We start from the raw sequence: 25,523 nt of genomic DNA on the forward strand, positions 1-25,523 counted from the left end.
TAGCGATCTCTCGAGATCTTTCTCAAAGTTCTCTTCCAAATGCGTGAAGAAGTCCAAGCCAGTCAGAACTTCAATTTCATCGACGGTTCTCAGCCGGGGTGTCCAATCCTCAGCTTCAGGATCGAAGCCTGGGAGGGCAGGTTCATTTGGAATATCGACAGCAACGACACCAAAGAGATCATCGATAGATGCGTTGGAGAATTCTATTGGCGAAGTTCCTGGGTTATTGAAAATAAGTGCAACCTTCCAAAAATGTGAAGGTACATTGATTCCATTCTTGACAAAATCATCGTTAAACTGAAGCAGCTCTTCATTCAGGCGACCCCTTGCTCCTGTGAAGACATAGATTTCTTTCCCTTCTTCAGCTAATTCTGTCAAACTATTTTCAAGCTTTTCCCAGATACCCTCATTTGCATCTCTAAGTTGCGGTAACTGATTCGAAAATGTAAATGTTGAGAAGAAGTCTTTATTCGATCGTTTTCTATCCTTAGCACGAGTCAAATGTCCTCGATTGAAGAGCGCACTGGTTACATCTTCTTCTCGGGTGAATCTCTGTTCTAACGAGATTAATTCGTCTTCGCCCCAAGCTACTCGGCCAGAAAGTTCTCGGCTCTTGTCATTAGGTAGCCATGATTGATTCAACTGATATGCTGTCCACTCAGGCTGTTTATTTGTTGGGTTGTAAGAAATAGTGAATTGAGGCTTTTCAAGTAGGATATTGTTTGCTGACTTGGATGCTGACTGTTCGATGCCAGGCAGAGTATTCTTGCTGCCGAAGTTTACATTGTCAAGGTAAATAGTACTATTGCCATCGATTATCTCGAAGCTAAGTGTTGCCGTCTGACCCTGCAGTCCCTCAGGAATTTGTAAATGGAATGTCTCAAAGCCAAAGGTTCCATAGTCAATTTTTCCACGCTGCTGAGTCGCAGCAATAACTGCATCACCTGGCTCGAATATCGCTTTAGATAACTCAACTTCTGGCCAAAGTGGCTTTTCTAGATCGGGGTCGTTTAATATGCCCAATCGATACGATTTGCCGTCAATAGTTAGATCTACTCGAAGCTTTCCACCTTGAGGATCGGGGACATGCAGGTCAAATCGTAAAATGTCTTCCTCAGGAACAATAAAGCGATTGTGGCTTATCTTGCTTCCCTTTCCAGGAAGTCTTAAAGCATAACTAGCTGAATCGACTGCCTTGTCGTTGGCATTGATATCGAGCTCGGACCATCTTACGAGATTTTGAGTGGCATTTAGAAGGGAACTGTCACTGCCATGAAACGCCCATCCTGGCAGCTCTGGCGAGATGAGTTGACGAATAGTGTTGTCGGGTTGGATTGCAACGTCAAAATCACCGTTGAACAGAACAGGAATAAAACTTTCCCCACGCAGGTCTTCTGTCAAGGTGTTGTCGAAGGTTACTGGCACGCGACCCACATCAGTTTCAGGCCGGTCATCGACTCCACCCCCTAACACGGAGTAGTACCAACCTTGGCCCACCCCTTCTCGCAAATACCAGGGCTGCAGAATCTCCTGGATTGCGGCATCACTCACTTCTTCGAGAAAGGCTTCTAGTGCAAATTCATCGAAGCGATCGAGAACCTGAACCGGTATGTTGCCTGCAAGCGAATTGAGTACTTCATTCAGCCCCAGATCGACAGTTCCCGCATACCAAGCCAAAGCTTGTAGGTGAGGACGTCCTCGGCGATCGTCAGAGAGATCCAAGCCATCGCGCTTAGTGTTGTTAGTATCTGCCAGCAACAATTCCAAGTCTGGCTGACCCAGGACTCTCCCTAGATCGTCTGTGGGGAATTGCAATCCTGGAGCATCACTGGGATAGCGCCCATTCGGATCGATTTGGCTCTCAGTCAAGCGGGTGCCAAGAGGGCGACCCAAGGGAGTAAAGGTAAAATCGTCGGGTTTGGGAACAGTTTGATAGTAGTTGTCAGCAAAGGTGACCCCCTCAAAGACCTGCACCTTGGGTTCGAAAAAGTCCCTAAAATCGACAATGCCTAAAGGCCCGAGATCGAACTTCAAGCTCTCCTGATAGAAATCATGTGGATCGATGGTGGTGAATTGAAAATCACGTAATTCTCCTGCACCGATGGGACCGCCAGCCTTAGGGTAGTAAGTCGCAATTCGCTGGGCCAACTCGCTATTGACAATCGTGCCGCGACTGAAGCTAATCAAGTGCAGCGGAGAATTGAACAATGCCCCTTGAGTTCGCAGGGGATTGCCCTGCTCGTCCTGGATTGCGGTGGGATTGAGCGTGCGGCGGAAACTGCCACCAAGAGAGCGATCGAACTGTACTAATGATGTAAAGATTGCATCTGCAGCAGCTTCTGTAAAGCCTGCGTCAGGAATGTTCGATTCATTATTCCGAAGCCAAGAGGGTAACAACACTAAGGGTTGACCGTAAAAAGCTTCCCATGGCTGCTGTTCACTTAGGACACGACCTCGCTCGTCAACTTGCAGCCAGTCTCCTGTATTTGGCTGATAGATGGCGATCGCCCCACCGTTGCCAGTAATCTGAGCTGCAATATCGAGTTGAGGATCGGTGACTCCAGAAGAGGGATTGGCCGTAGTGAAACCGTGGGTGAGGACAGTAACACTAGCAAAGGTATCGCCATCAAACCTCGGCGAGAGGGGTAGTGTTTCAAATCGGCCAGTTTCTACTTCCGAGTCCGTATCGCTCACTGCTCTGACTGCCCAGTAGTAAGTCTGTTCAGCGGTTAGCTCCAACTCTTCCGGCAACGTAAATTCAAGATTGGAGCTGGGAATAGAGAGGTCCGGCAGTGTGCTTTGCAGGAGAGCACCCAGTTCGGTATCGGGGGTAACGATAGTCCATTCCCCAGTCTCTCGGCTCCAAGTGGCATTGAGGACGCGATAAGGGTTGAAGTCATCAAAACCGAGATTGCGTTCGGAGAGCAGATCGGTCTTTTGGGCTAGGCTCAATCCCGGTAAGAGATTGGGATCGTTGAGATCGACTACTTGGTCCCAAGGTAATAGACCTTCTCCTTCATCAAAGGTGCTGAGAAATAGCTGGACTTCCCGCACATCACCTTCAGGAATATCGAAGTCCCAGGTGAAGGTGGGGGTGAGATCTTCTGCTTCTAGAACAACGTCATTTAGTTCGAGGAAGTCGGAGGAGATAGCTAAATCTCGGATGCTGCCGCCAGTGAGAATGGGAGCGCGATCGGGGAGCTCTGGATCGAGACCAAAGACAAATTGCCCTCGCAGTGGGTCAGCCTCAATAATCCGGAAAGCTGCTCGCGTATCGATGTCAGGGAAAACAATGTCATTAATTGGAATTTCATGGAGATCGTCGATCGAATTACCTGGATCGTCACCATTCAGATCCTCTTCGGCATTAATTCCTGCAGCTTCATCGATCCCGTCAAATTCCTCGACAGCAGTGCGAATCGCCTCCACATCGTAGACAAATACACTGCCACTCGGAAATCCGAGATCGGTGCTGTCCGTTTGTTCGAGCGCCACACCAGGATAAGACACGTATAAGAAGCGATTATCGGGGCTCAGGACTAGATCGGAGGTAAAGCCGAAAGGGATTGGACGGGTGGCACCCACTAACTCGGGGCCGCCTTCCGTCAGTCCGAGAGGATCGCGAATAATCCCCACATTACTTCCGGCTGGAATATCTCCACTGAAGGGATTGCGATCGTTGAGATCTTCAACAACAACTGGCCGGTTGAAGGCAGCGACAAAGCCAAATTCTAAATCGTCAGTAACTTTGACTGAAACAGCGTCATTGACATCGAAGAAGTCGTGTTCGAGGCCGAGTGTAAGGTCAACATATTCAAGCTGTGTAACTCGGAAGAAATCGAACTCGTCGGTGAAGCTTAAAACTCCGTAGCCTCTAGCATCGTCGAATTGATTAGTGAAAACGAGAGTATTGGGAGCTGGGGTAGCACTGATGCCTGTCGTACCGAAGGGGGTTTCTATACTGTCTACCTGTCGCCGCCAGGATTTGCTATTGCTTTTTCCAAATTGAGGACGATCTGCTCGATCGATGTTGACCACTAAGATTTGGCTAGCTTTGCGCTCTTGCCTGCGGTTGGAACCTGGAGCCGTGGCAAACAGATAGCGACCATCGCCGCTGATGGCAAGCTCTTCGATACCGAAAGAGGCAGGTCCGACATAGATGGTCTCAACAACGGAGTTGTAGGCGTCGGACATGGGATTGATATCCAGCACAAAAATGCGAGTTTGTCCGCTGAAGTTCGCTCTGCTATCCGCCACATAGGCATATTGGTCAAATTCGTCAATAACGATTGAGGTGGGTGCAGCTCCCGGTGGCAGATCGATTGCATTAGTACCCCACCTTTCAGGATCGACATCCACTTGCCGCAGAGCGGCAGGATCGACCAGAGCGACTTGACCGGTTCGGTTGAGGGTGACATAAGCTCGATCGCCTTGATGGGTAATGGCGATCGAGTCAGGCCAATCTTCAATGCCTGAGTTTCCTACCGGTAGTTGAGCAAATAGCTCTTGTGTTTCGGGATTGATGACTGCGATTTGATCGTTGAAGCGCAGGGAACCCAAAATGCGATCGGCATCAACATTAACGTCCACAGTATTACTTGTGAAGGATGCAGGGTCGGGCGACGGCAAGCCTGCGACTGTATTCGTTTGTTCGGTGCGAATCACCTCAATTTCGGCAGTGCCAATGGTGACAGTGTCAGGCACCTCTACCACAATGCGATCGCCACTCAGGCTGAGAATGTTACCGGCAAAGGTGCGATCGCCTGCGGTGAAGTTGACGGCAGTGTCGGATGTAGCTGTCTCGAAACCCGAACCGAAGAGCGTAACAGTGGGGACACCGGTCTCGCTATCAATTTGGAATTGTGTGGCATCGATTAACGGCGATCCGAAAGGATCGCTTTCACTGGAGGCGGGGAAGTTTTGGAAATCGATGTCGTAAACCAGACCTCGATCGGGGTCGAATCTGACGTCGAGGGGAGTCACGACAGGTAAGCCGACAGCCGGAATTGCAACAACTTCTAAAGAGGCAACACTGAAGGTGGGAATGCGGATAGGAGCTTCGGGGACAGGGAAAGCAACACCGAAGGCTTCCTCTGCCACACCGCCCGCGAGGCCGCCGCCCAGGAAGGTGCCGATCGAACTGCCGATCGCTCCGAATCCGATGCCGATGAAATCGTTGAAAATATCGAAGGCAATATCCACTTCCCCTTTGCGGATTTCGAGGGTGCCCACATCGGGGAGGTTGTTTTGGATCGCTTCGAGGAGCTCGAGGCTGTCCTGCGTGCCTTCGTTATCAGGGAAAAACCTGCCGATTAAGTCTGTGATGGCGCTAAAGTCAGGCGCGTTCAGATCTGCATAGAAATACCACTGACCTTCGTAGTTGACGCCAGGGTAGGGGGGGGACTGGGTGCGGATGAGACCATCTTCGCCCACAAAGCCCTCTTCCGCTTGGAACCAAAACGGTTGTAGGGCCCCGGTGCGATCGGGGAGCTCTCCAAGGCGCATAAAGAGCACGCGGGTGCCGACCCCCAAATGTACTGGCGCCTCGACGACTAGCTGGGCCGGGTTGGCTAAGGCATTACCTTCGAAGTCGAGCTCGAAGCCACCCAAAAATTCCAGGTCGAGTTCGGGCAGGGGGACGTCGGGAGCCCCCAAATCGGCAATGGTGACGGTCGTACCTTCGGGCAGCGAGTTGGGACCAATTAGGATGGTAGAGCCGTTGGCGGAGGTGACAGCCGTACCGTCGCTGTCGATGATGCTCGAATTGAGCTCGGGTAACTGGACAGCGATCGGAATCACCGTTTCGGTATCGCCATAAATAACCGTAATATCGGCAAATCCAGTGCCGATCGCCGTGACCAAGCCGCGATCGTCCACCTGCAAGACATTGCCGTTGCTACTGAAGAATTGCGCTTCATCGGGTAAAAGAATCAGCTCTTCGTTCTCAAAAGTGGGATCGTCAATGTTGACGTAAATTTGTCGGGTACTGTCCGGCAGCAACGTCACAGTGTTGGGATAGAGATCGATTACCCCATTGAAACTGGCTAGCGCTAGCGAAAACTCTTCCGGGGTTTCGAGACTGACATACCGCTGTTCGAACTCACCAATCGGGACCGCCGTTACCGCTGTCAGATTGCCGCGAGAAGCTGTAATAATCGGCGTCCCGGCAGATAGACCCGTCAACTGACCGAGCTCGGAAACCTGAGCAGAAGTCGGATCCTCCGACAGGAATGTGAGGTAATCGCCGTCGAGCAATACCCCCCGCTGGTCGGCAAAATCTCCCACCACTTGCAGTTGACCCGTCTCGCCGATCGCTAGAGCGAGATCGCGATCGACAAAGCTGAGATTGACCAGGGGCGCATCGCTAACCTCAACCGAGATACTGGCGGAGCCTGCACTGAACCCGTCATCGGCCACCAGCGTAAAGGTGGCGGCTCCTGTAAAGCCGTCGGTGGGCCGGAAGATAGCAAATTCACCCGTGGGGTCGAGCAGGACAGTCCCGTTCGCCGGATCGATCGCCCGGAAAGCAACGTCATCCCCTTCCGGATCGAAGGCCAGATCCTCCAGCGCAATCCGCACCTCCAAATCCTCGTGGGTCAGCACCGACGTTGCAGACACCACTGGCGGACGATTGGTAACAAAGCCAAAATTGCTGCCCAGCAATTGAGCGTCAGTGGCATCGATCGCTCCATCGCGATCGACATCCAATTGGACTGGATAGGTTCCATCGCCGATCGCCGAGCCCAAAGCTGCTGTCAACAGTTGGCTATCCGAGCCATCCACCAAGCCATCGAGGTTGACATCGCCAACAATGGAGAAGTCGAGCGAGTAATCCCCCGTACCACTAACTTCCAGCAGGTGCAACCCCGCTGCTTCCATTGCAAATAATGCAAAGGTCGTACCGTTTGCGAGGGTATCTAGAGTGAGTGGAGCAACCCCCGACAGTAAAGGCGATACGCCTGCGGCATCAATCTCGACCCCCACTAAGACAAAGTCAGTCGCAGTGGACAGCAGTTCGGAATCTCGCAGGCTCAAGAGGTAGCGATCGCCCTCACCTGCCACCAGCGAGCCGCTGACAGAACCATCCGTAAATTGAGCAGCACTGCCTAAATCTCCAATAACGGGTGCAGTCGTCGCAGTGACACCATAATCCACCCCTTCACCACCGCTAACCCCCACAGGAGCCGCCGCCAAAACCAGCCGCTCTTGCCCATCCAGCTCGTATCCGTAGCGACTCGCCAGCCCCAATTGCAAATTCCGAGCCGAAACTAAGCGCCCTCGATCGTCATAGGTGTAGTTCACCACAGAACCATTGGGGGCGATCGCCTGCTCCAGCCGTCCGGCAGCATCCCGAATGAAGGTAATCGTGTCTCCCGTCGAACTGGTGATGCCGCTATCGCTGAAGTAGAGACGGGTGCCATCTGAGGAAACTTGTTCCGTCACGCTGCCGTCGGCATCGAGCTGGTAGACCGTGCTATCAGGAGCCGTCAGGCTGTAGGCAAAACCTTCAAAGCCCTCGTTGGCCGGATTGTAGGGGCGGGCCGTTTGCAGATCGAAGAACCGATTGCCCACCCGAGAGAGCGGAGCGGATACCGATTCCAGCACATATTCCACCCCATCATCTGCCGTCCAGGCGGGCTGATAATAGGTCACACCCAACTGGCTTTGCGCTTGGGGCGTGAAGGTAAAGCCAACCCGATCGCCATCGGGCAGCGTGAGATACAGACGACTGCCCGCTTCCAGAGGCGAATCAACCCCCAACTCTTCGCGCCCCGTCAGCGGCACATCGGTCTGCAGGTTGAAATCGGCATTCGCCAGTCGCCAGCCAAAGCCAAAGGTGCTGGAGTCGTCAGCCGTCAGAGAATCGTAAGCCCGCACCAGCTCGAAAGTCGTATCCCCAAGCTGCACCGACAGATCGGTTTCAGTGCGGCGGTACTGGCCGTCTTTAACTTGGCTGCTAATCTCAACCTCAATCTCGGCAATGCTGATGCGATCGCCAATATCGGTGGCCCGCAAGCGCAGTTGATAGAAGCCATTCTCCAGAGCGGCGGGGTCCAGTTGCGCTAGTGGGTCGCCACTAACGGTATCGTTGCCACTGGCAAGGGTGCGGAACTGGCTACTGCCCACTTCGGCAATTTCCAGCACCCATTCAGCCAAATTGCGATCGGCCACCGAGCCGAGGATATCGGCGGCACTATCCAGAACTGCACCATCGAGTCCTGGGGCAAATGCCACAACCGGAGCTTCGTTATCTTCGGGATCGCGAACCAGCAAGACCGTTTCGGTGCGACCGACGCGACCGTCGAGATCGGTGGCGATCGCCTCCACCACAATCCGGCCGGGGGCAGCGGCGGTAAAGCTGGCCCGATTGCGATCGTCCACCACCAGCGGTTCGCCATTCACCAGCACTTCAATGCTGGCAATATCAGCCAAGCCTGCCGCATTGGTGGCGATGGTGACCGTCTGACCGGGGAGAGCGGGGAAGCTGGGGGTGAGCTCGATCTCCACATCCGGCAGTTCAGGAGAAATCGCCACTCGCAGTTCAATCGAGGCTTCAGTCGTAAGGTCCCCATCCGAGACCGCGAAGCGCAGGACGTAATCCCCTGCTTGACCGGGGCTGGGGGTCCAGCTAAATTCGCCCGTGTTGGCATCGAGGCTGGCCCCTTCCGGTAGGTTGAGGGCGGAGTAGGTCAGACGATTGTCCGCATCGGGGTCGCTGCCTTGCAGTGTCAAGCTGAGCGTTTCACCCAGCGCGATCGAGCGGGAACTGACCTCCAATTCGGGGGCGCGGTTGGTGTCTTCAATGGCGATGAAGACTTGCCGCGTATCCGTCAGCCCTTGGGAGTCGGTGACGGTAAATTCTAAGAGGTGAGCCCCCGCTTGGCCGAAGTTGGGAGTCCAGCTAAAGTCTCCCGTGCGGGGGTCGAAACTGGCTCCTTCGGGCAATGGCGTTACCGCTGAGAACAAGACGGGGTCGCCATCAATGTCTCCAGCCGCCAAGCTGAATTCCAGCAGCGATCCTTCCCGACCGGATTGGGCGGGGAGCGGAATCAGAACGGGAGCTTGGTTGAGATTCTCAACCGCGATCGAGATCGTTTCGAAGCTGCTGCTGTGGCCGTCAGTCACCCCAAAGATAATGTCGTTGTAGGTGCCCTGTTGCAGCAGGTTGGGATTCCAAGTAAGGGTGCCGCTGACGGGGTCGAAGCTGGCAGCGGCAGGTAAATTCTCCGCGCTGTAAGTGAGGGTATCTCCATCCGCATCGAAGGCGGAGAGTGCCAGCGTGAGGGTGTCTCCCTCTAGAACGCTGAGATTGCCAATCGGAGCCAGCAGCGGAGCTTGGTTGTCGGCGCGCACCGCCAGATTGAAATTCTGTTCGTCGCTCAGCACTTCAGCCGCATCGCCATTGCCGCTGTCGCTCACCCGGATGGAGATCGCGTAATTCCCCAGATCTGCCTCGGTGGGGGTCCATGCAAAAATGGCTTTGCCGTAGATCGGCGAGGGGGTGAGGGTCGCTCCTGCAGGCAGACCAATCGCCTCGAAGGCGAGGGGATCTTCATTGCGATCGCGCACGTCCACTTCAAACTGCAGCGTCTCGCCCGCCACAGCCACTTTGTCGCCGATGTAGTCCAGCCGAGGCGGATCGTTGGGGGCATCCACCGACAGGATAAAGGTGAATTCATCACGATCGCGACCGTCGCCCGCCGTCAAAATAATGGGAAAGTCGCCGCTATCGGCATTGGCCGGGTCGAAGCGCAACAGGGCCGTACCGTCGCCGTTGTCGGTGAAGCTGGCAAAATCGGGGATGGGGAAACCGGTCAGTCCGGCAGCACTGAGGGCGATCGCATCTCCATCGCGATCGGTGGCATTCACTGTCAGCTCTAAAACTTCGCCGCGAGCGATGGTCTGATTAGCAATGGCTTCGATTTCAGGGGCGCGGTTGGTATTGAAGACTGAGAGCGGGACTGTGATTGTGGAGGTTTGAATGTTGCCCGTACCGTTGCCATCGTCAGTGGCGGTAAAGGTCACCACATACTCGCCCGCATCCGTGAAGGTGGGGATCCAGACAAATTCAGCGGTCTCTGAATCGAACACAGCCCCATCTGGCAACCCTGTCGCGCTGTAAGTGACTGAAGGATTGCTGCCCTCTAGCAAGGAGAGATTGCCTCCCTGCAAGCGGTTTTGGGGAATGAAATCGGGATTGTCCGGGTCTAGGGCGAAGGCACGTAATTCGATCCTTTGCCCCTCCTGCACCTGGAAGCCATCGAGATTGTCGAAGATGGGGGCGGCATTCACATTGAGAACTTCAATCGCCACCGTTTCCGTCGTGACAAAATCCCCATCGCTAACCGAGAACGGAATCTCGTGCAGACCGGCGTCGAAGAAGGTCGGAGTCCATTCAAACACCCCCGTGGCCGGATCGAGGGTGCCGCCGGGGAGCAAATTACTGAAGAAGAATAGCTCGCCCCCTTCCGGATCGTTTGCTTGCAATTGCAGGCGCAGGGGTTCCCCTTCTCGAACGGTGCGATCGGCGGGTCGAACGAGGCTGGGAGCTTGGTTGGTGGGGGTTACCGCTAGGACGATCTCTTGCTCGACTTGGGCGACACCATCGCTGGCGACTAATTGGAGGGTGTAAATGCCAGCAGCATCGTAACCGGGGGTCCAGGTTAATTGTTGCTGGACGGGGTCGAAGACTGCGCCAGGAGGTAGACCGTTAACCCAGAATTGCAGCGCATCCCCATCCGCATCTGTGGCCGAAATCGGCAGGTTCAGAGGGGCTCCTTCGCGACCAATCAGTTCGGTGGGAAGTGGGTCGAAGACTGGAGCTCGATTGCCTCCCTCCACTTGAATGGTGAAGGCTTGCGTGCTGCTGCCGCCGCGACCGTCAAACACCTGCAGGACAACATCCACTCCAGCAGGACTGTCTGCCGTGGGAGTCCAACTCACCAAGCCCGTTTGGGCATCCACCACAAGACCGTCGGGACCACTCAGGAGTAAGTAGCTAAAGGCATTGCCGTCAGCATCTGCTCCCACCGCCAAATAGGTATAGGGCTGTCCGGCGATCGCCGTCGTCACGGGGTCGGAGGCAAAAGTAGGGGCTTCATTGACAAAGGGAATGGAGAACAGACCAGCAGCAAAATCCACCCGCAGATCGTCGGGATTGGAGACGGTGATGGTGCGAGCAATGGTAGATTCGCCCGCTTTGAGACGACCGTCCACTAGCGACTCGCTCAGATCGACGAGGTAGTAGCCCTCCGCCTCGAACGTCGCCCCGATGGGAACGCCGTTGGTTTGCTGAATCGGGTCTAGCAACAGCGCCAGCGGTAATTGCAGGTCGAAGTTGGCAGTATTGGTCAACTGGACATCAAAGGACACTGTGCCATCGGCCCGATTGGAGCGAGCATTGGCAAAATTCAAGTCCACAAAGGGCAGGAAGTCCGACACGGCGGTGAAGTCCACCACCACCTCTTCACCCAGTGCGATACCGGCAGTGCTGGCAAGAGTCGAGGCGATGCGGAGTTCGTAAATATCGGGAACGACGGTGCCGAATTCGAGGAAGGCAGTGCGGCTGTTGGCCTCGTAGGCGACGCTCTGTGGGGTGAACATTTCGCCCGAGTCCGCGACTAGCTGGAAGTTGGCGGGGTTGAGGGCCGATTCGGGGCGATCGATACTGTCGGCGATGATATCGCGATCGAACGTGACCGTCAGCGTGCCGTGGGGTAGGGCCACAACCGCTTCATCGCTGGGGTTGGTGAAGGTGACTTGAGGGGCCAGTCGGGGGCTGATGATGTCGATTTGGTCCGACTGGCTGAGGAAGATGCGACCGTCGGCAGTGGTGGTCACCCGATCGCCGCGACTGCCGCCAGTGGCGATCGCCGTTTGGTTGAGGGTGGCCAGATCCACGAGCCTCAAGACGCCGTCGTTGGCGGAGACGAATAATAATCCCTCTAGCTCGGACCCCTGCTGGCCAAAGGCGATCGAGTCGATCGGGGCATCGTAGGCCAACCTGCGCTCGGGGCGACCTTGACTGTCAAAGCGAACAATATCGCCGCGATCGGGCCAGGTGGCGGCCCAGAGGGAACCATCGGGGGCAAAGGCCAGATTGCCCACCCGCAAACGACTGAACTGCGTGAAGCCACCCGTGGCAGGGTTGAAGATTTCAATGCCGTCTGCGGTGGAAACGTAAATTAATCCGGTGGCCTCTTGGATGGCCAGGGATTGGGTAATCCCTTCGCCAAATTTCGCCAAAATTTCGCCCGTGTCGGCATTGAGCTGTAACAGCGCGCCGCCGCCCGTGGTGGCCCACAGACTGCCATTCGCTCCCAGCGCCAACTGGAAGATGGGGTGGGGCAGCGTCACAAATGGGTTGCCGGCCTCTCCACCCTCTCGGTCGAAGCGGTAGAGGGAACCGCGATTGGCTCCGCCGCTGGCGATAACCGAGCCGTTATCCAGCGCCAGAATGGCGAGCGGGCCGATCGCGGCGTTGCTCTCGATAAAGCCAGTGGCAAACGATCGCGCATCGAATGGAGCCACCACCCGGTCGAAGCCGGAGGGACGAGACAGGGGATCGGCTGCTGGAATATTTTGCTGGGCTTCTAGGAAGAGTTCGTTGCTGGAGGCTTGGGTGGGAATGGGAGCGGGATCGAGATCGATTGTGGTGCTGCCAATGGTGTCGATCGCGCCCAAGTTGACTGCCGAGCCGTCACTGGGCAGAGCGGCACTGATATCGGCCACCTCTTGGTTGCCCGCCACATCGGTGGCGATCGCCAGAAATTCGTAGTCAGTCCCCGCTTCCCCTTGGAAGATGGCAGAGGTGTCAGTGGTGCGACGCTGCCAAATGCTGAAGTCCCCGCCATTTTCAGCCACGTAAACCGTGACGTGCTGAACCCCAGAGCCGCCTGCGTCGTCAACCGCCTCCCATTCCACTAAAAAGTCGGAGCCACCGGCCACGAGGGGAGTCACGTTCAGGGAGGTGGTTGGAGCAACGGCATCCACCACATTGGTGACCGGGGCGGTATCGAAGGGAGCTGCCGTGTTGAACAGCACCCGAGCGGTGCTGCTAATCTCGGTCCCGGTCGGGCTGTCGGCATCGGCTAGAACGGTGTAAGTCACAAAGCCCGCACCATCGCCAGCGACGGTGTTGGGGGGCAACAGACCCACATCTCCCGCTTGCAGCACTTCCCCCGTATCGGGGTCGATCGCCTGTAACACCCAGCTCGCCGTATTGGAGAGGGGGTCGAGACCGGCACTCACCCGCAGCAGGAAGCCTTTGGATGCCGTGAAGTCGAAATCCCCCTGGAAAAAGCCGCGATCGGTGGGGATATTCACCTGAATATCTCCCAGTTGTAAGTCCCCTAGCCGGAAACTGCGGGGGTCGAGATCTTCATCCAATTCAATCACAATCCGCACTTCACCCACAGCGGAACTGGCGGTGGGGGCGTTCTCGAACCGGACGGTGTAGGGGAGGGCGGTATCGGCGGGGACAAATCCTTGCGTGCCCGTGCCCAGCGGTCCGACAATCGTGGCCCGATCGGTCGTCAGCCCGACACCGTTAAGGACACTGGCGAAACTGGGGGGTGGAACCTCGACCAGACCGGGAAGGTCCAATCGAGCTCTGCCGAAGGGGACAAAGGTATTGAAGGAGAGCAGCGCCGTGTCGTCGATCGCGCCCAGATCGAATGCTTCTAGGGTGGGGTTCGTGCTATTGCCGATGAGTTCGGCATCGTGGCCGTACCAACGACGGACATCTTCAAAGAACGAGACCAGATCTCCATCTGAAAGGATTTGTTCGCCACTGGGACCGAGCAATAGGCCGGTCGCGAGGGCATTCGCCAAGCTGATAACCAGCGGATTGGAGCGAATCGGGGCAGCTTCCCCTTCGGGGCGCAGATATCCCGCTTGTTCTAAGGCCCCCAGATAGGCTGCCACCCAAGCCTCTGCATCTGCCGCCAAACCGGTGAGGGCCGGTGAGGCGGTCTCGTCGGCGAGAATGCTATCCCGCAAGCTCAGAGCGTCTTCCGTTTGCAGGGCGATAAATTCCTCCCGAGTCAGGGCGGTGGCGGTGGCGGTGACGGGGAACTGGAAGGCAATTTTAAATTCATCGTCAGGTAGCAAATCCGAAAGCGCATCGGGTTCGATCGCCAGTAAATCGGTCAAGCCCGCATAGGTCTGCACCGTAAAGGTCTGTCCGGCAAAGTTGCCGGTGGGCAGATCGAAGATAAATCCGGGGGCCAGAATGTTGCCGTCAGCGTTGAGATCCGACACCAGGCTGGCGAAGGGAATATCGTCGCCGAATCCGTCTGGAGCCCCCCGCAAATTGGAGGCGAAGGTCAGGAAAGGAAGCTCGTCAATGCCGGTTATTGACAGGGCATCGGCAGAAAACAGACCGAGCAAGAACTCGTTGTCCCCCAACTCGGGAACGCCGAATTGGAAATGTACGAAGGGGGTATCGATATTGGTCAGACTGGAGACCGAGATGCTGTAGGTGCCGGTGTCGCCAGGGGCCAACACGCGGTCTCCACCCAAGCCGATCGCCACATCGGGCTCAATCGCCCGTTCCACCAGATAGCGGTAGGGCACCACCGCCTCTGCATCGGGGTTGGTGACCTGAACGTCGTAGAGACCGTGGGGGGCGGCGGTCAGATCGAAGATCGCCCGGATGTGGGTGCTGTCAAGGACTTCGTAGCGGACGGGCTCGTATTCGGCGATGCCGGGACGCACCAGTTTGGCGATCGCATCGGGATGGAACTGCACTCCGAGAATGTCGAAGGTGACAAATTGACTGTCGCCACCGCGATCGGTCACGACATCAGTGATGCCGAAGGGTAAGGTTTCCGCCAGCAGGGTGACGGGGGTATCGTCGCTGGGCTGCGACTGACTGCGCACTAGGACATAGTAAGTGCCTGCTTCGGTGGTGGGCACCACCAAGGAGCGATCGGGGGCGAGGATGCCTTCGGAGGCGGCATCGAACAGGATGCCAGTGGGGGCTGCTCCAAAGCGAATGAACAGTTCGTTGGTGGCGGCTTCGCTGGCCGAATCCAAGCTGACTTGCAGGGTTTGGCCTGCCGCGACGGTAATTTCGTAGAGCTGCTCTTCACCGCTGTCGAGGCTGGCCTCTAACGGCAGGCCCAGTTGGAGGGCGGGCACGGTGGCGCTGAGGCTGTCAGCCGAGGGGGTGCGATTGTTGGCTTCCCCTGCCGCTTCGTACACCTGATTGAAAATATCGGGGCGGACGATGATGCGGTATTGACCGGGGGTGAGGGGAGGCAGGTCGGCGGTTAACTCGGCGCTGTAGCTGCCGTCGGGGTCGAGGATACCACTGCGGCTGACGCGACCCAAGAGGCGATCGCCCACATCCCAGATGGCGTCATCGGAGACGTAAATCGCATCGGTCCACCGTCCCGAAGCGGCGTTTTCGCCCAGGTTTTCAACGGTGTAGCTGACCGTGATGGGCTCGCCCGTTTGAGCTTGGGGAGGAATCTCGATAGTCCGCACCTGCAGGTCGGCAGGGGGAGGCAGTTCGAAAATCACCGGTTGGTCGCTGGGGCTGGCGTTATTGAGTTCGTTCGGCCCTTCAAACACATCCCCCACAAACAGATCGCGATCGAGGTCGAACTCGGGGGGATCGGTGAGGACGAAGACAAAGAAGGGGCCGTCCAAGGCGGAGGGGGCATTGAAGCTGCGGGTGACTTCGTAGGATTCGTTCACCGCTAAGCCGCCGACGCGATCCTGAAAGCCTAAATAGCGATCGCTTTGCAGGTCTAAAAATTCATCCCGCGAGAGATAAATCAGATCCCGCCAGCCACTTTCGGCCGCCGGAACATCGCCGGTCCCGAGGTTGCTGACTTCGTAGGTAATGGTGAAACTCTGACCGGTGACGACTCGCTCGGGGGCGTCGATGCGGGTGACCTGCAGGTCGGGGGAGGGCTGCAGGTTAATGGTGAGGGGGGCTGCCGTTAAGTTGTTGCCTTCATCCTGGAATTCAGGCACTGCACCCATCTGGCGATCGCCGAACTGGAAAAAGATGCTGGCATCGGTAGGCACGGGTCTGGCGACCAAGATATCGTCGCGATCGACCAACAGGGCATCGGTGACTGCGAGCAGATAAAACTCCCCGTCAATCCCGTCCGGTAGCTGAATGATTTCGGTGCGATCGTAAGAATCGCCAGCAGCCAGACTGCCTTCGCGCCGGAAATCCCCCACAATTCGATCTTGGAAGTCGAGGGACGGATCGCGGGAGAGATAAATGCGATCGAACCAGGCCAATTCGCGGCTGTCGCGATTGCCGTCATTGGTCACCGTCCAGCTAATTTCAATCGACTGACCGGACTGAGGGGCTTCTAGGGGGAGCTGGAACTGCGACACCACCAGATCGGGTTCGTAATAGGTGACGGGAATGGCTTCGGAATAGAGGTTGTTGAACTGGGGTTCGAACGCCTGGATGGTGTATTCCTGGAGAACACTGTCATTGGTGCCTTGTGTCGGCAGCGTTGAGGAAAGTGTGGCACCAGGGGTTCTACCTTCGGGAGTGGGATCGATATTGGTGATGGCGTGGAGATAAAACTCCCCATCAATGCCCCGAGGCAAGACAATCTGGCGTTCCTGCTGGTAGGACTCGCCCGCTTGTAGGGCGGTGGGGGCGGCATAGGTGAAGAAGCCCAAGCGAGTGGCGCGATCGGCAATAAATTCGGGGTCGGGGGAGAGGTAAATGGCATCTTGCCAGAAGCTGGTTCCCGACCCGATCGCCCCATCCCCTCGATTTTCAACAGTCCAACGAATGGTGACCGGCTCGCCGGAGAAGTTGGCGCTGGGGGCTTCTATGTCGGTGACGACGAGATCGGGTAGGAGAGGCTGAACGACATCGGCGATCGCAGCGGTGACGTTGTTATCGTCAAATGGCCCTTCAAAGACCCGCTCTCGGCTATGCGAGTTGGTTTCGATGATGACGTAGCGGCCATCGGTGCCGGGGGAGAGATCCACCGTCAGGCTGGCGATATAACTTTCTCCCTCAGCCAGACTGCCGCGCCGCTCCACATCCCCCAAGAACCAGCGGGTGGAGCTGTTCGTCAGCGTGGGGGAATCGGAGAGATAGACCGAATCGAACCAGCGATCGACATCGGTGCTGCCCTGACCGAGGTTGGCGACCTCCCAACTGACTGTGAAGGCTTCGCCCGATTGCACGCCCAATTGAGGGGTCACTTCAGTCACCACCAAGTCCGGCGGGGGGGTCAGTAGGACCGTAATCGGGGTGGAGCTGTAATTGTTGCTGTCAAATTCGTTGGGGTCGTCGGGGTTGATGTTGACCGAGAGGGTATCTTCAGTCACCACATCGAAGGCATCGCTCCAAGCGGTAATAAACCACTCGCCCGTAATTTGCTCTGGCAGCGTGACCGTCACCACCCGCTCGACACTGTCGCCCACCGCCAGCGAGCCAGAATTCGTGATGGTGCGCAACAGAATGTCGTTGGTTTCGCTGGTAAAGATAGCAGCGGCACTGGGGCGATCGCGATCGCGCGTCAGCCAAATTTGGTCGGTCCAGGAGTCGCGATCGGTTTCTCCCAAGCCGAGGTTGGCAACGGTATAGCGCACCTCAATTTGAGTGCCCTCAAACGCTTGGTCGGGGGCCGCCACGTTGCCTGTCACCAGATCGGCAGGGGGTAGCGGGTCCACAAAGGTTTCAAATACCCGAATGTTATTCCCTTCCCGCGAGCCCTCATCCACTTGTTGGGAGGCGTCAGTTTCCACGATTAAGAAAGCCTGTCCCCGGAAGCGGCGGGGAATGACGGACCCTTCAATCGCCGCACGGTAGCGCTCTCCAGACTCCAGTGCCGAGACATTGCCGAGACTGCCCAGCAAGACATCGTCGGAGCTAATGGTGTTGTCGAGGGACAGGTAGACGCGATCGGTCCAGCGGGGAGTGCTGGTGGCAACGGCACCCTGATTGATCGCCTCGAATTCTAGCGAAACCGTGCCGCCTGCCGAGATCGTCGTGGGGGCCTCGATCGCGCTCACCTGCAGGTCGGGACGTAGAGGCAGTGCAATCTGCAGGGTGGTGCCATCCGTCAGTTGATTGTTGTCCGCGTTATCCGCTTCATAGAGCGAGCGCGTGGCGTTGGTCTCCACCACAACGCGGTACAGCCCTTGCAGCGTCGAGGGCAGAGCAAATTGCTCGGAACGTTGGTAGGACTGTCCGGCGGCAAGGCCGTTGGCAAAGCTAAACGAGCCCAACCGAATCAGCGAGCCCGTGGGATTGCCTGCCTCTTGCAGGTAAATCGTGTCTGTCCAAGCGGAAATGGCATCTCCAAAGCCCTGATTGCGCACGGTCCAGCTCAGATCGATGCGCTGGCCGGAGGTGAAGCTGAGGGGGGGAGCGACAATGTCTTCCACCACCAAGTCGGGGGGCGGGGTGAAATCGACCAGGAACGGGTCCGAAACGGCGGAGTTGTTATCCTCAAACAGATATTCGAACACGCTGCTGGTGAGGCCATTCGCTCCGCGACCCGTCGTCACCACGACGTAGAAGGGACCATTGAGACCGTTGGGCAGAGTCACATCCAGTGCCCGCTGGTAGCTGCCCCCCACATCCAGAGCACCGACCCGTTCGAAGATGCCTAAGGTTTGGACGATATTCTGTCCGGCAGCATCGCTCGCCAACTGGACGATATCGAACCACTCGCTGCGATCGGTCAGCCCGATGCCTTGGTTTTCAACGGTCCATTCCAACTGCAGCGATCGCCCATCGGCCTCCTGCTGCGCGCTGACCGTCGAGACAATCAGGTCTGCATAAGGAATCGGCGTAATGTCGATCGCCCCATCCGCTTGCAGGACATTGTTGTCGGTCAAGCCATTCTCGAAGACGAGCTCGCCCGCATCGGTTTGAACAAACAGGTGAAAGCGTCCTTCCAACGCAGGTGGCAGGCGCAGGGTTTCAATGCGCTCGTAGGAATCCCCTCCATTCAGGCTGCCGGTGCGCTCGAACGTCGCCAAGACAATATCGTCGCCATCTCCAAAAATATCGTCGTTGGAGGCCACGATCCGATCGACCCAGCGATCGACGTTACTGGTCCCGCTCCCTTGATTGATAACGGTATAACTGACCTCAATTTGGGCCGGATCGCCCACTGCGAGAGTGGGGGCAAAAAACTCGGTGACGGCCAAATCGGCAAAGGGAGCCAGTTCGATCGCGATGGGTGTCGCGGTAACGTTATTGGTCTCGCCACCCACTTCCAGGACAGTACCGCCCGCATCCGCCACCACCAGGAGGAATTGCTCGCCCCTCAGCTCAATCGGTAAGTCAAAAGTGAGGGAATTGGCATAGCTGTCGCCCACCGCGACGGGAGCATTGCGGAACACTTCGCCCAAGAGGCGATCGCCGCCATCGAACACCGCATTGCTGGAGATGTAAACGCGATCGACCCAATTCCCCAGAGCGGTGCCCGTGCCTGCGTTTTGCACCAGCCAATCGAGGCTAATCGCAGTTCCCGATATCGCTGTAGCCGGACTGGATTGCAGGCTCGCCACTAGATCGGGAGAGGAAATTTGCAGCGACTGGTCCGCCACCGCCAAGTTATTGCCTTCTCCATCCCCCTCAAATAGCTGGTCGCCAGCATCGGTCACCACCACAATGCGGAAGTCTCCCGTCACCGCCGGAATCGAGATCTGGGCGGAGGCAGTGTAATTGCCGTTATGGCCTGCACCGTCGGCGTCTTGCGCCACCGACGCGAGTAAAATTGCCCCGTTCAAACTACCATCTGGCGAGAGATAGACGCGATCGATCCAGTTGCCTCCGGCAGGTCCGGTACCGCCATTCTCCACAGTCCAACTGACGGTGGCGCTTTGACCGGCCAAGCTGGTTAACGGCGCAGAGATATTCGTAACCTGCAGGTCGGGATCGGGGCTGCGGGCGATCGCGATCGCATCGAGCGCGCGACCGACATTATTGCCCTCCAAGAGATATTCGAAGACGCCATTGTTGACATCGGTTTCCACAAACAGGTAGAAGTCCCCAGAGATGCCGTTGGGGAGCGTGACGGTGGCGGAATTGGTGTAGCTACTGTCGGGGGCGAGCGAGCCGGAGCGATTGACGCGAGCCAGTTCCACATCGCCACTGTCGAGCATGGCATCGTCCGACAGGATCAGGCGATCGACCCAGTTTCCGACCGCCGTGGCGTTGGGGCCGATGTTGCGTACCCGCCAGTTGACCTCTAGAGGCGAACCGCTCAGAGCTGTGGGTGAGCTGCTGACGGCCTCCACCACCAGATCGGCATGGGGCGGTGTCAGGACTTCGAAGCCAACGGCGGTAACGTTATTGCTTTCGTCTAATTCCGCCTGTTGGTTACTGCGATCGCTTTGGACCAAGAGGAAATAATCACCGGGGGTGACGGAGGGGATGGTGACGGTATGCTCGCCCACATAGCTTTCGCTGGGGGCTAGGGGAGTGCGATCGCCGACAAATACATCGCCGAGAAAGATGTCGCTGCTATCGAAGACAGCATCGGTGGAGAGGAAAATGCGATCGCGGATGTTGGTACTCAGGGCAGCTCCAGTGCCCTGGTTGACGACCGTGTAACTGATGTCGATGCGATCGGTCCAAGTGGCGGCAGAGGGGGCAGCGATCGCGCTGACTTGTAAATCGGGGGCCAGCACATCCAGAGCCAGAGCCTCGACATTATTTGCCGTCGAGACTTCTCCTTGCGCGCCATCGCGATCGGTCACCACCAGCAGATATTTGCTGCCAGCCCCCAAACTGCTGGGCACGGCCACCGTCAAGCTATTGCTGTAGCTGCCGCCAGCCCCCAAGCTCTGCGGGCTAACTTGACTGCCCAGCAGGAGATCGGTCTCGGGATTCCAAACCGCGTCGTCGGATAGATAAATCGCATCGGTCCAGGTGGCGAGGGCGTCGATGTCCGTTAAGTTGACCACCGTCCAATCGACAGTAACGGTTTCTCCGAATGTGGCTGCAGTGGGGGCACTGACTGCTGCGATCGCCAAATCGGGGGCGGCAATATCGAGGGCGATCGCCAGCGTATTATTGCCCTCGTCGCCCTCGGGCTGTGCGGCGAGGTCATCTGTTCTGACCAGCAGATACTGGGCACCCGCAGCGGTCTGGGGTAGCGTTACGGTTTGGCTGCGGGAATAGTCGGCTCCTGCATCGAGGGAAAGAGCCCTGAACTCGCTGCTGGACAGGCGCAGGTCTGCGGCATCCCAGATGTTATCGCTAGACAGGTAGAGGGCATCGGTCCAATCGAACAGGGCAGCCCCATCGCCGAGGTTCTGCACGGTCCAATCCACAGTCACCTCGGCACCAGAGGCCGCGCTCCCCGTCACGCTGCCAGCCGTCACTGACAGATCGGGGGCCAGAATGTCGATGGCAAAAGTATTGGTGTTGTTTGTTTCGTCAGCTTCAACTTGGTCGCGATTGGCGTCCGTTTCCACCAAGACGTACCACTCTAGTGTGGGGTCAACGGTCGAGATATCTACGGAGTGACGAACGGTATGGCTATCCCCTCCGGCAGCGAGGAGGGTAGCAATATCCACGCTATCGAGGACAATGTCGTCGCCATCGAGGAGGCGATCGCTGGACAGATAGAGGCGATCGGTCCGATTGGCGGTGGCAGCAGTTTCTCCCTGGTTGGCAACTGTCCATTCCACTTCAATGGTTTCGCCCCAAGTAGCGCGAGCGGGGGCCAAAACATTGGCGACCACTAAGTCGGGGGCCAGAACGTTGAGGGCGATCGAGCGGATGTTGTTGTTGGTGTTGACCTCCAAGCGATCGTTATTGGCATCCGTCACCACAAACAGATAGGGGCGATCGTTCAGACCAGTGGGAATGGCAATCTCCCGCGTGAGGCGATAGGTTTCCCCTGGCTCTAAAGGCGTCAACTGGCCAGTTTCCACCTCGACCACCAAGGTATCTCCGGCATCGAAGCTGTCATCGGCGGAAATGAACAGGCGATCGACTCCATTGCCCGTGGCGGCGACTGTGCCTCGGTTCGCTACTGTCCAGCTCACCTCAAAGGTTTCTCCTGCGTTGGTGAGGGAGGGGACTTCAATGTCGGTCACCAACAGATCGACCCCCTGCAGGGCAATCGCGCTGACGTTATTGGTTTCGTCCGTTTCTGGTTGATAGTTGAAGCGATCGGCGAAGACCAAGAGATGGGAGAAGCCCTCTTGTCCCTCCGGCAGCCGGATTGTGGCGGATAGGGTGCGACTTTCACCTGCAGCTAGGGGGGCCTCCACAACTGATTTCAACGACACCAGGATGTCGGAGTCGTCAAAGATGTCGTCGTTGGATAAATACAGTGCATCGTCGCGATCGAGCAGGGCAGTCACTTCCCCAATGTTGGTGACGGTCCAGGAAATTTCCACCAACTCGCCGAAGGCATTGAGGTCGGGGATAGAGATATCGGAGACGACGAAATCGGGGTTCGTGAAGGTGTGTTCTAGGGCAAAAACGTTATTGGTGTTGTCGGTTTCTACCTGCAGGTCGAGGGCATCTGCTGCGAAGAGTAGATAGGGGCGATCGAGACCGTCGTCGCTGGGGACGATAATCTCGGTGCTGAGGATATAGCTATCGCCCGGTATGAGCGGAGTTTTTGACGCACTATCGGCTAAGCGCAGTTGAATGTCTGAGCTATCTAAAACAGCATCGGCAGACAGGTAAACGCCATCTAGAAAGCTGCCAAATGCGGTATCGGCTCCTTGGTTGAGGACAGTCCAGCTCACCGAGACCACTTGACCGAACGCCGCAATTTCTGGAATGGTTGCTCCCATTATGACTAGATCTACTTCTGACCCAGGCTTTTCGGCACCAGCAACGCCGGTATTGTTGGTTTCGTTGCTTTCCGTCTGATCTCTGAAGATATCGGCCTGCACCAGCAGGTTTGGGCGGCTAGCAGCTCCATCCGGCACAGTAATGGTGGTATTGACCGTGTAGCTCTCACCGGGAGCAAGCGAGCTGACTGGAGAGGCGATAGTCTTGACAAATGTATCTATATTGTTGTTGTTGTTAAATATGGTGTCGCTGGAGAAACGAATGCGATCGTCGGAGCTAGACAAGTCATAAGCGGTGACGCTGCCTTGGTTGGTGACGGTGTAGGTGAGCTCAAGCAAATCCCCTGGCGTAATGGGTCCGCCAGGAAGGATGACATCGGTGACGACAAGATCGGCAAAGGTGACGTTGGTCTGAAGAACGCCGGTATTGTTGGTTTCGTTGCTTTCCGTCTGATCTCTGAAGATATCGGCCTGCACCAGCAGGTTTGGGCGGCTAGCAGCTCCATCCGGCACAGTAATGGTGGTATTGACCGTGTAGCTCTCACCGGGAGCAAGCGAGCTGACTGGAGAGGCGATAGTCTTGACAAATGTATCTATATTGTTGTTGTTGTTAAATATGGTGTCGCTGGAGAAACGAATGCGATCGTCGGAGCTAGACAAGTCATAAGCGGTGACGCTGCCTTGGTTGGTGACGGTGTAGGTGAGCTCAAGCAAATCCCCTGGCGTAATGGGTCCGCCAGGAAGGATGACATCGGTGACGACAAGATCGGCAAAGGTGACGTTGGTCTGAAGAACGCCGGTATTGTTGGTTTCGTTACTTTCCGTCTGATCTCTGAAGATATCGGCCTGCACCAGCAGGTTTGGGCGGCTAGCAGCTCCATCCGGCACAGTAATGGTGGTATTGACCGTGTAGCTCTCACCGGGAGCAAGCGAGCTGACTGGAGAGGCGATAGTCTTGACAAATGTATCTATATTGTTGTTGTTGTTAAATATGGTGTCGCTGGAGAAACGAATGCGATCGTCGGAGCTAGACAAGTCATAAGCGGTGACGCTGCCTTGGTTGGTAACGGTGTAGGTGAGCTCAATCACATCCCCTGGCGTAATTGGCCCGTCGGGCAACGCGACGCTACTCACCACCAGGTCAGCCTGATTCGATAGCGAATTATTCCCCTCGTTAATTTCGAGACGCTCTGCCAACGCATCCGTTACAACAAACGCAAACCCAAAGTCCCGCGCCACCTCGGGAACCTCGATATCGAGAGAGACATCATAGCTTTCTCCCGCAGCGAGAGGGCTATCTAAATTGACTTCGCGAGTCAGCCCGACAACATCGCTACTATCCAGCACCGCATCACTCGAAAAGAAAATGCGATCGCTCCAATTACCATAAGCAGCCACCTCCCCCTGATTGGTCACCGTCCAAGACACAGGCACCACCCCGTCCCACTGCCCCGGCTCGGGAACACTGAAAGAAGACACCACCAGATCGGGATCGGTGATATTCAGTTGAACGGCAACACTGGTGTTATTGCCTTCGTCACTTTCCGCGATCGCATCGTCCGCATCCGCAGCAATCAGAACAAAATTGGCATTGCGAGCCGCTTCAGGCAGTTCGAGATCGAATTCTGCCGCCAAACGATCGCCCACACCGACAGTGACGCCAAGGGGAGTATCTCGGGTCGCCACCAAGACATCGTCGCTATCCAGCACCGCATCGCTAGAGAGGAAGAGGCGATCGCTCCACCCCGAAATCACCGCCGCACTCCCCTGATTTTCGACCTCCCAAGTAATTCGAACCGTTTCTCCCACCGTCACCGGTCGAGAGGGAATGCCAACCGTGGCGATCGCCAAATCCGCCTGACCGGCAACGGTCGCCACCTCAGTTGTGCTCGCAGTCTCGGTGCCGGTCACTTCGCCTGAATCGGTGCTGCCGCTATCCGTGACAACAAGATTCCCGTCATCTAGCGACGTATCAATGGGTTCGCTCAACGAAATCGCCGTGAAGTCGCTAGTCGTCCCAACAATGCTCCCGCCGCCATCGCCGCCCACCAGCAAGTCAGAAGTGGTGAAGTTGGTCGAAAACGAAGAAAAATCTGCCAGGAACTGATTTAGATCGAACAGTTGACTGCCATCGACCAGTTCCTCCCCCTCCGGCAAAGGCTCGGAGCCCGTGGGGAAATTGCTCCCCGGAGAAGTGGATGGCGCAGGCGAACGGGGAAAGATGTCCCCGTCGAGAGGCTCCAGCGGAGTCAGCACGAGTTCGAACTGGTCTATCTCCTCCTCGGCGATCGCGAGAGCCCCTTGCCCCACAAACGCATCAAACCCGTCAGGGCTCGACAGGGGCTCATCCAAAGACGCTTGGTCCAACAAAGAAACCGCTAAAGGGTCTCCCCCCAAACTTGAGGCGATTGTAGAGTCGTCAGGCGACAATGGCATATTCGGAAGATTGAATGGCGGCAGTTAAACGGTGCGAAATGACACCAATAACTTGAGGATTTTCTCAATATTGCAATATTGCCATTACTGACAGCACCCACAATCTTCGGCATTCACGGAAGCAGATTGAGCCCCTATGAATCCGAATACTCCTAGAAAGACAGAAAGAAGCACAAAAATTACCTGAAATCCTTACCAGCAAAGATTTTAGGCAAGAGCTCCCACACCTGAATCAAGATTCAGTGTAAGCACGTATTGACAAAGAGTAAGCAAGCATAAAATACTAATTTTTTTAATAAATCCTATCTCTTGCCTGT

The 25,523-nt window shown here is 56.4% G+C and carries 1 pseudogene; it reads right to left on the reverse strand.

From position 1 onward, the window contains the following. Positions 1-45 precede the first annotated feature (45 nt). Positions 46-25,206 (reverse strand): annotated as a pseudogene (locus SYN7336_RS30745) (CARDB domain-containing protein); the annotation flags it as partial. Between the last annotated feature and the right edge of the window lie 317 nt (positions 25,207-25,523).

This window comes from Synechococcus sp. PCC 7336 (genome assembly GCF_000332275.1).
Classification (GTDB): domain Bacteria; phylum Cyanobacteriota; class Cyanobacteriia; order Thermostichales; family PCC-7336; genus PCC-7336.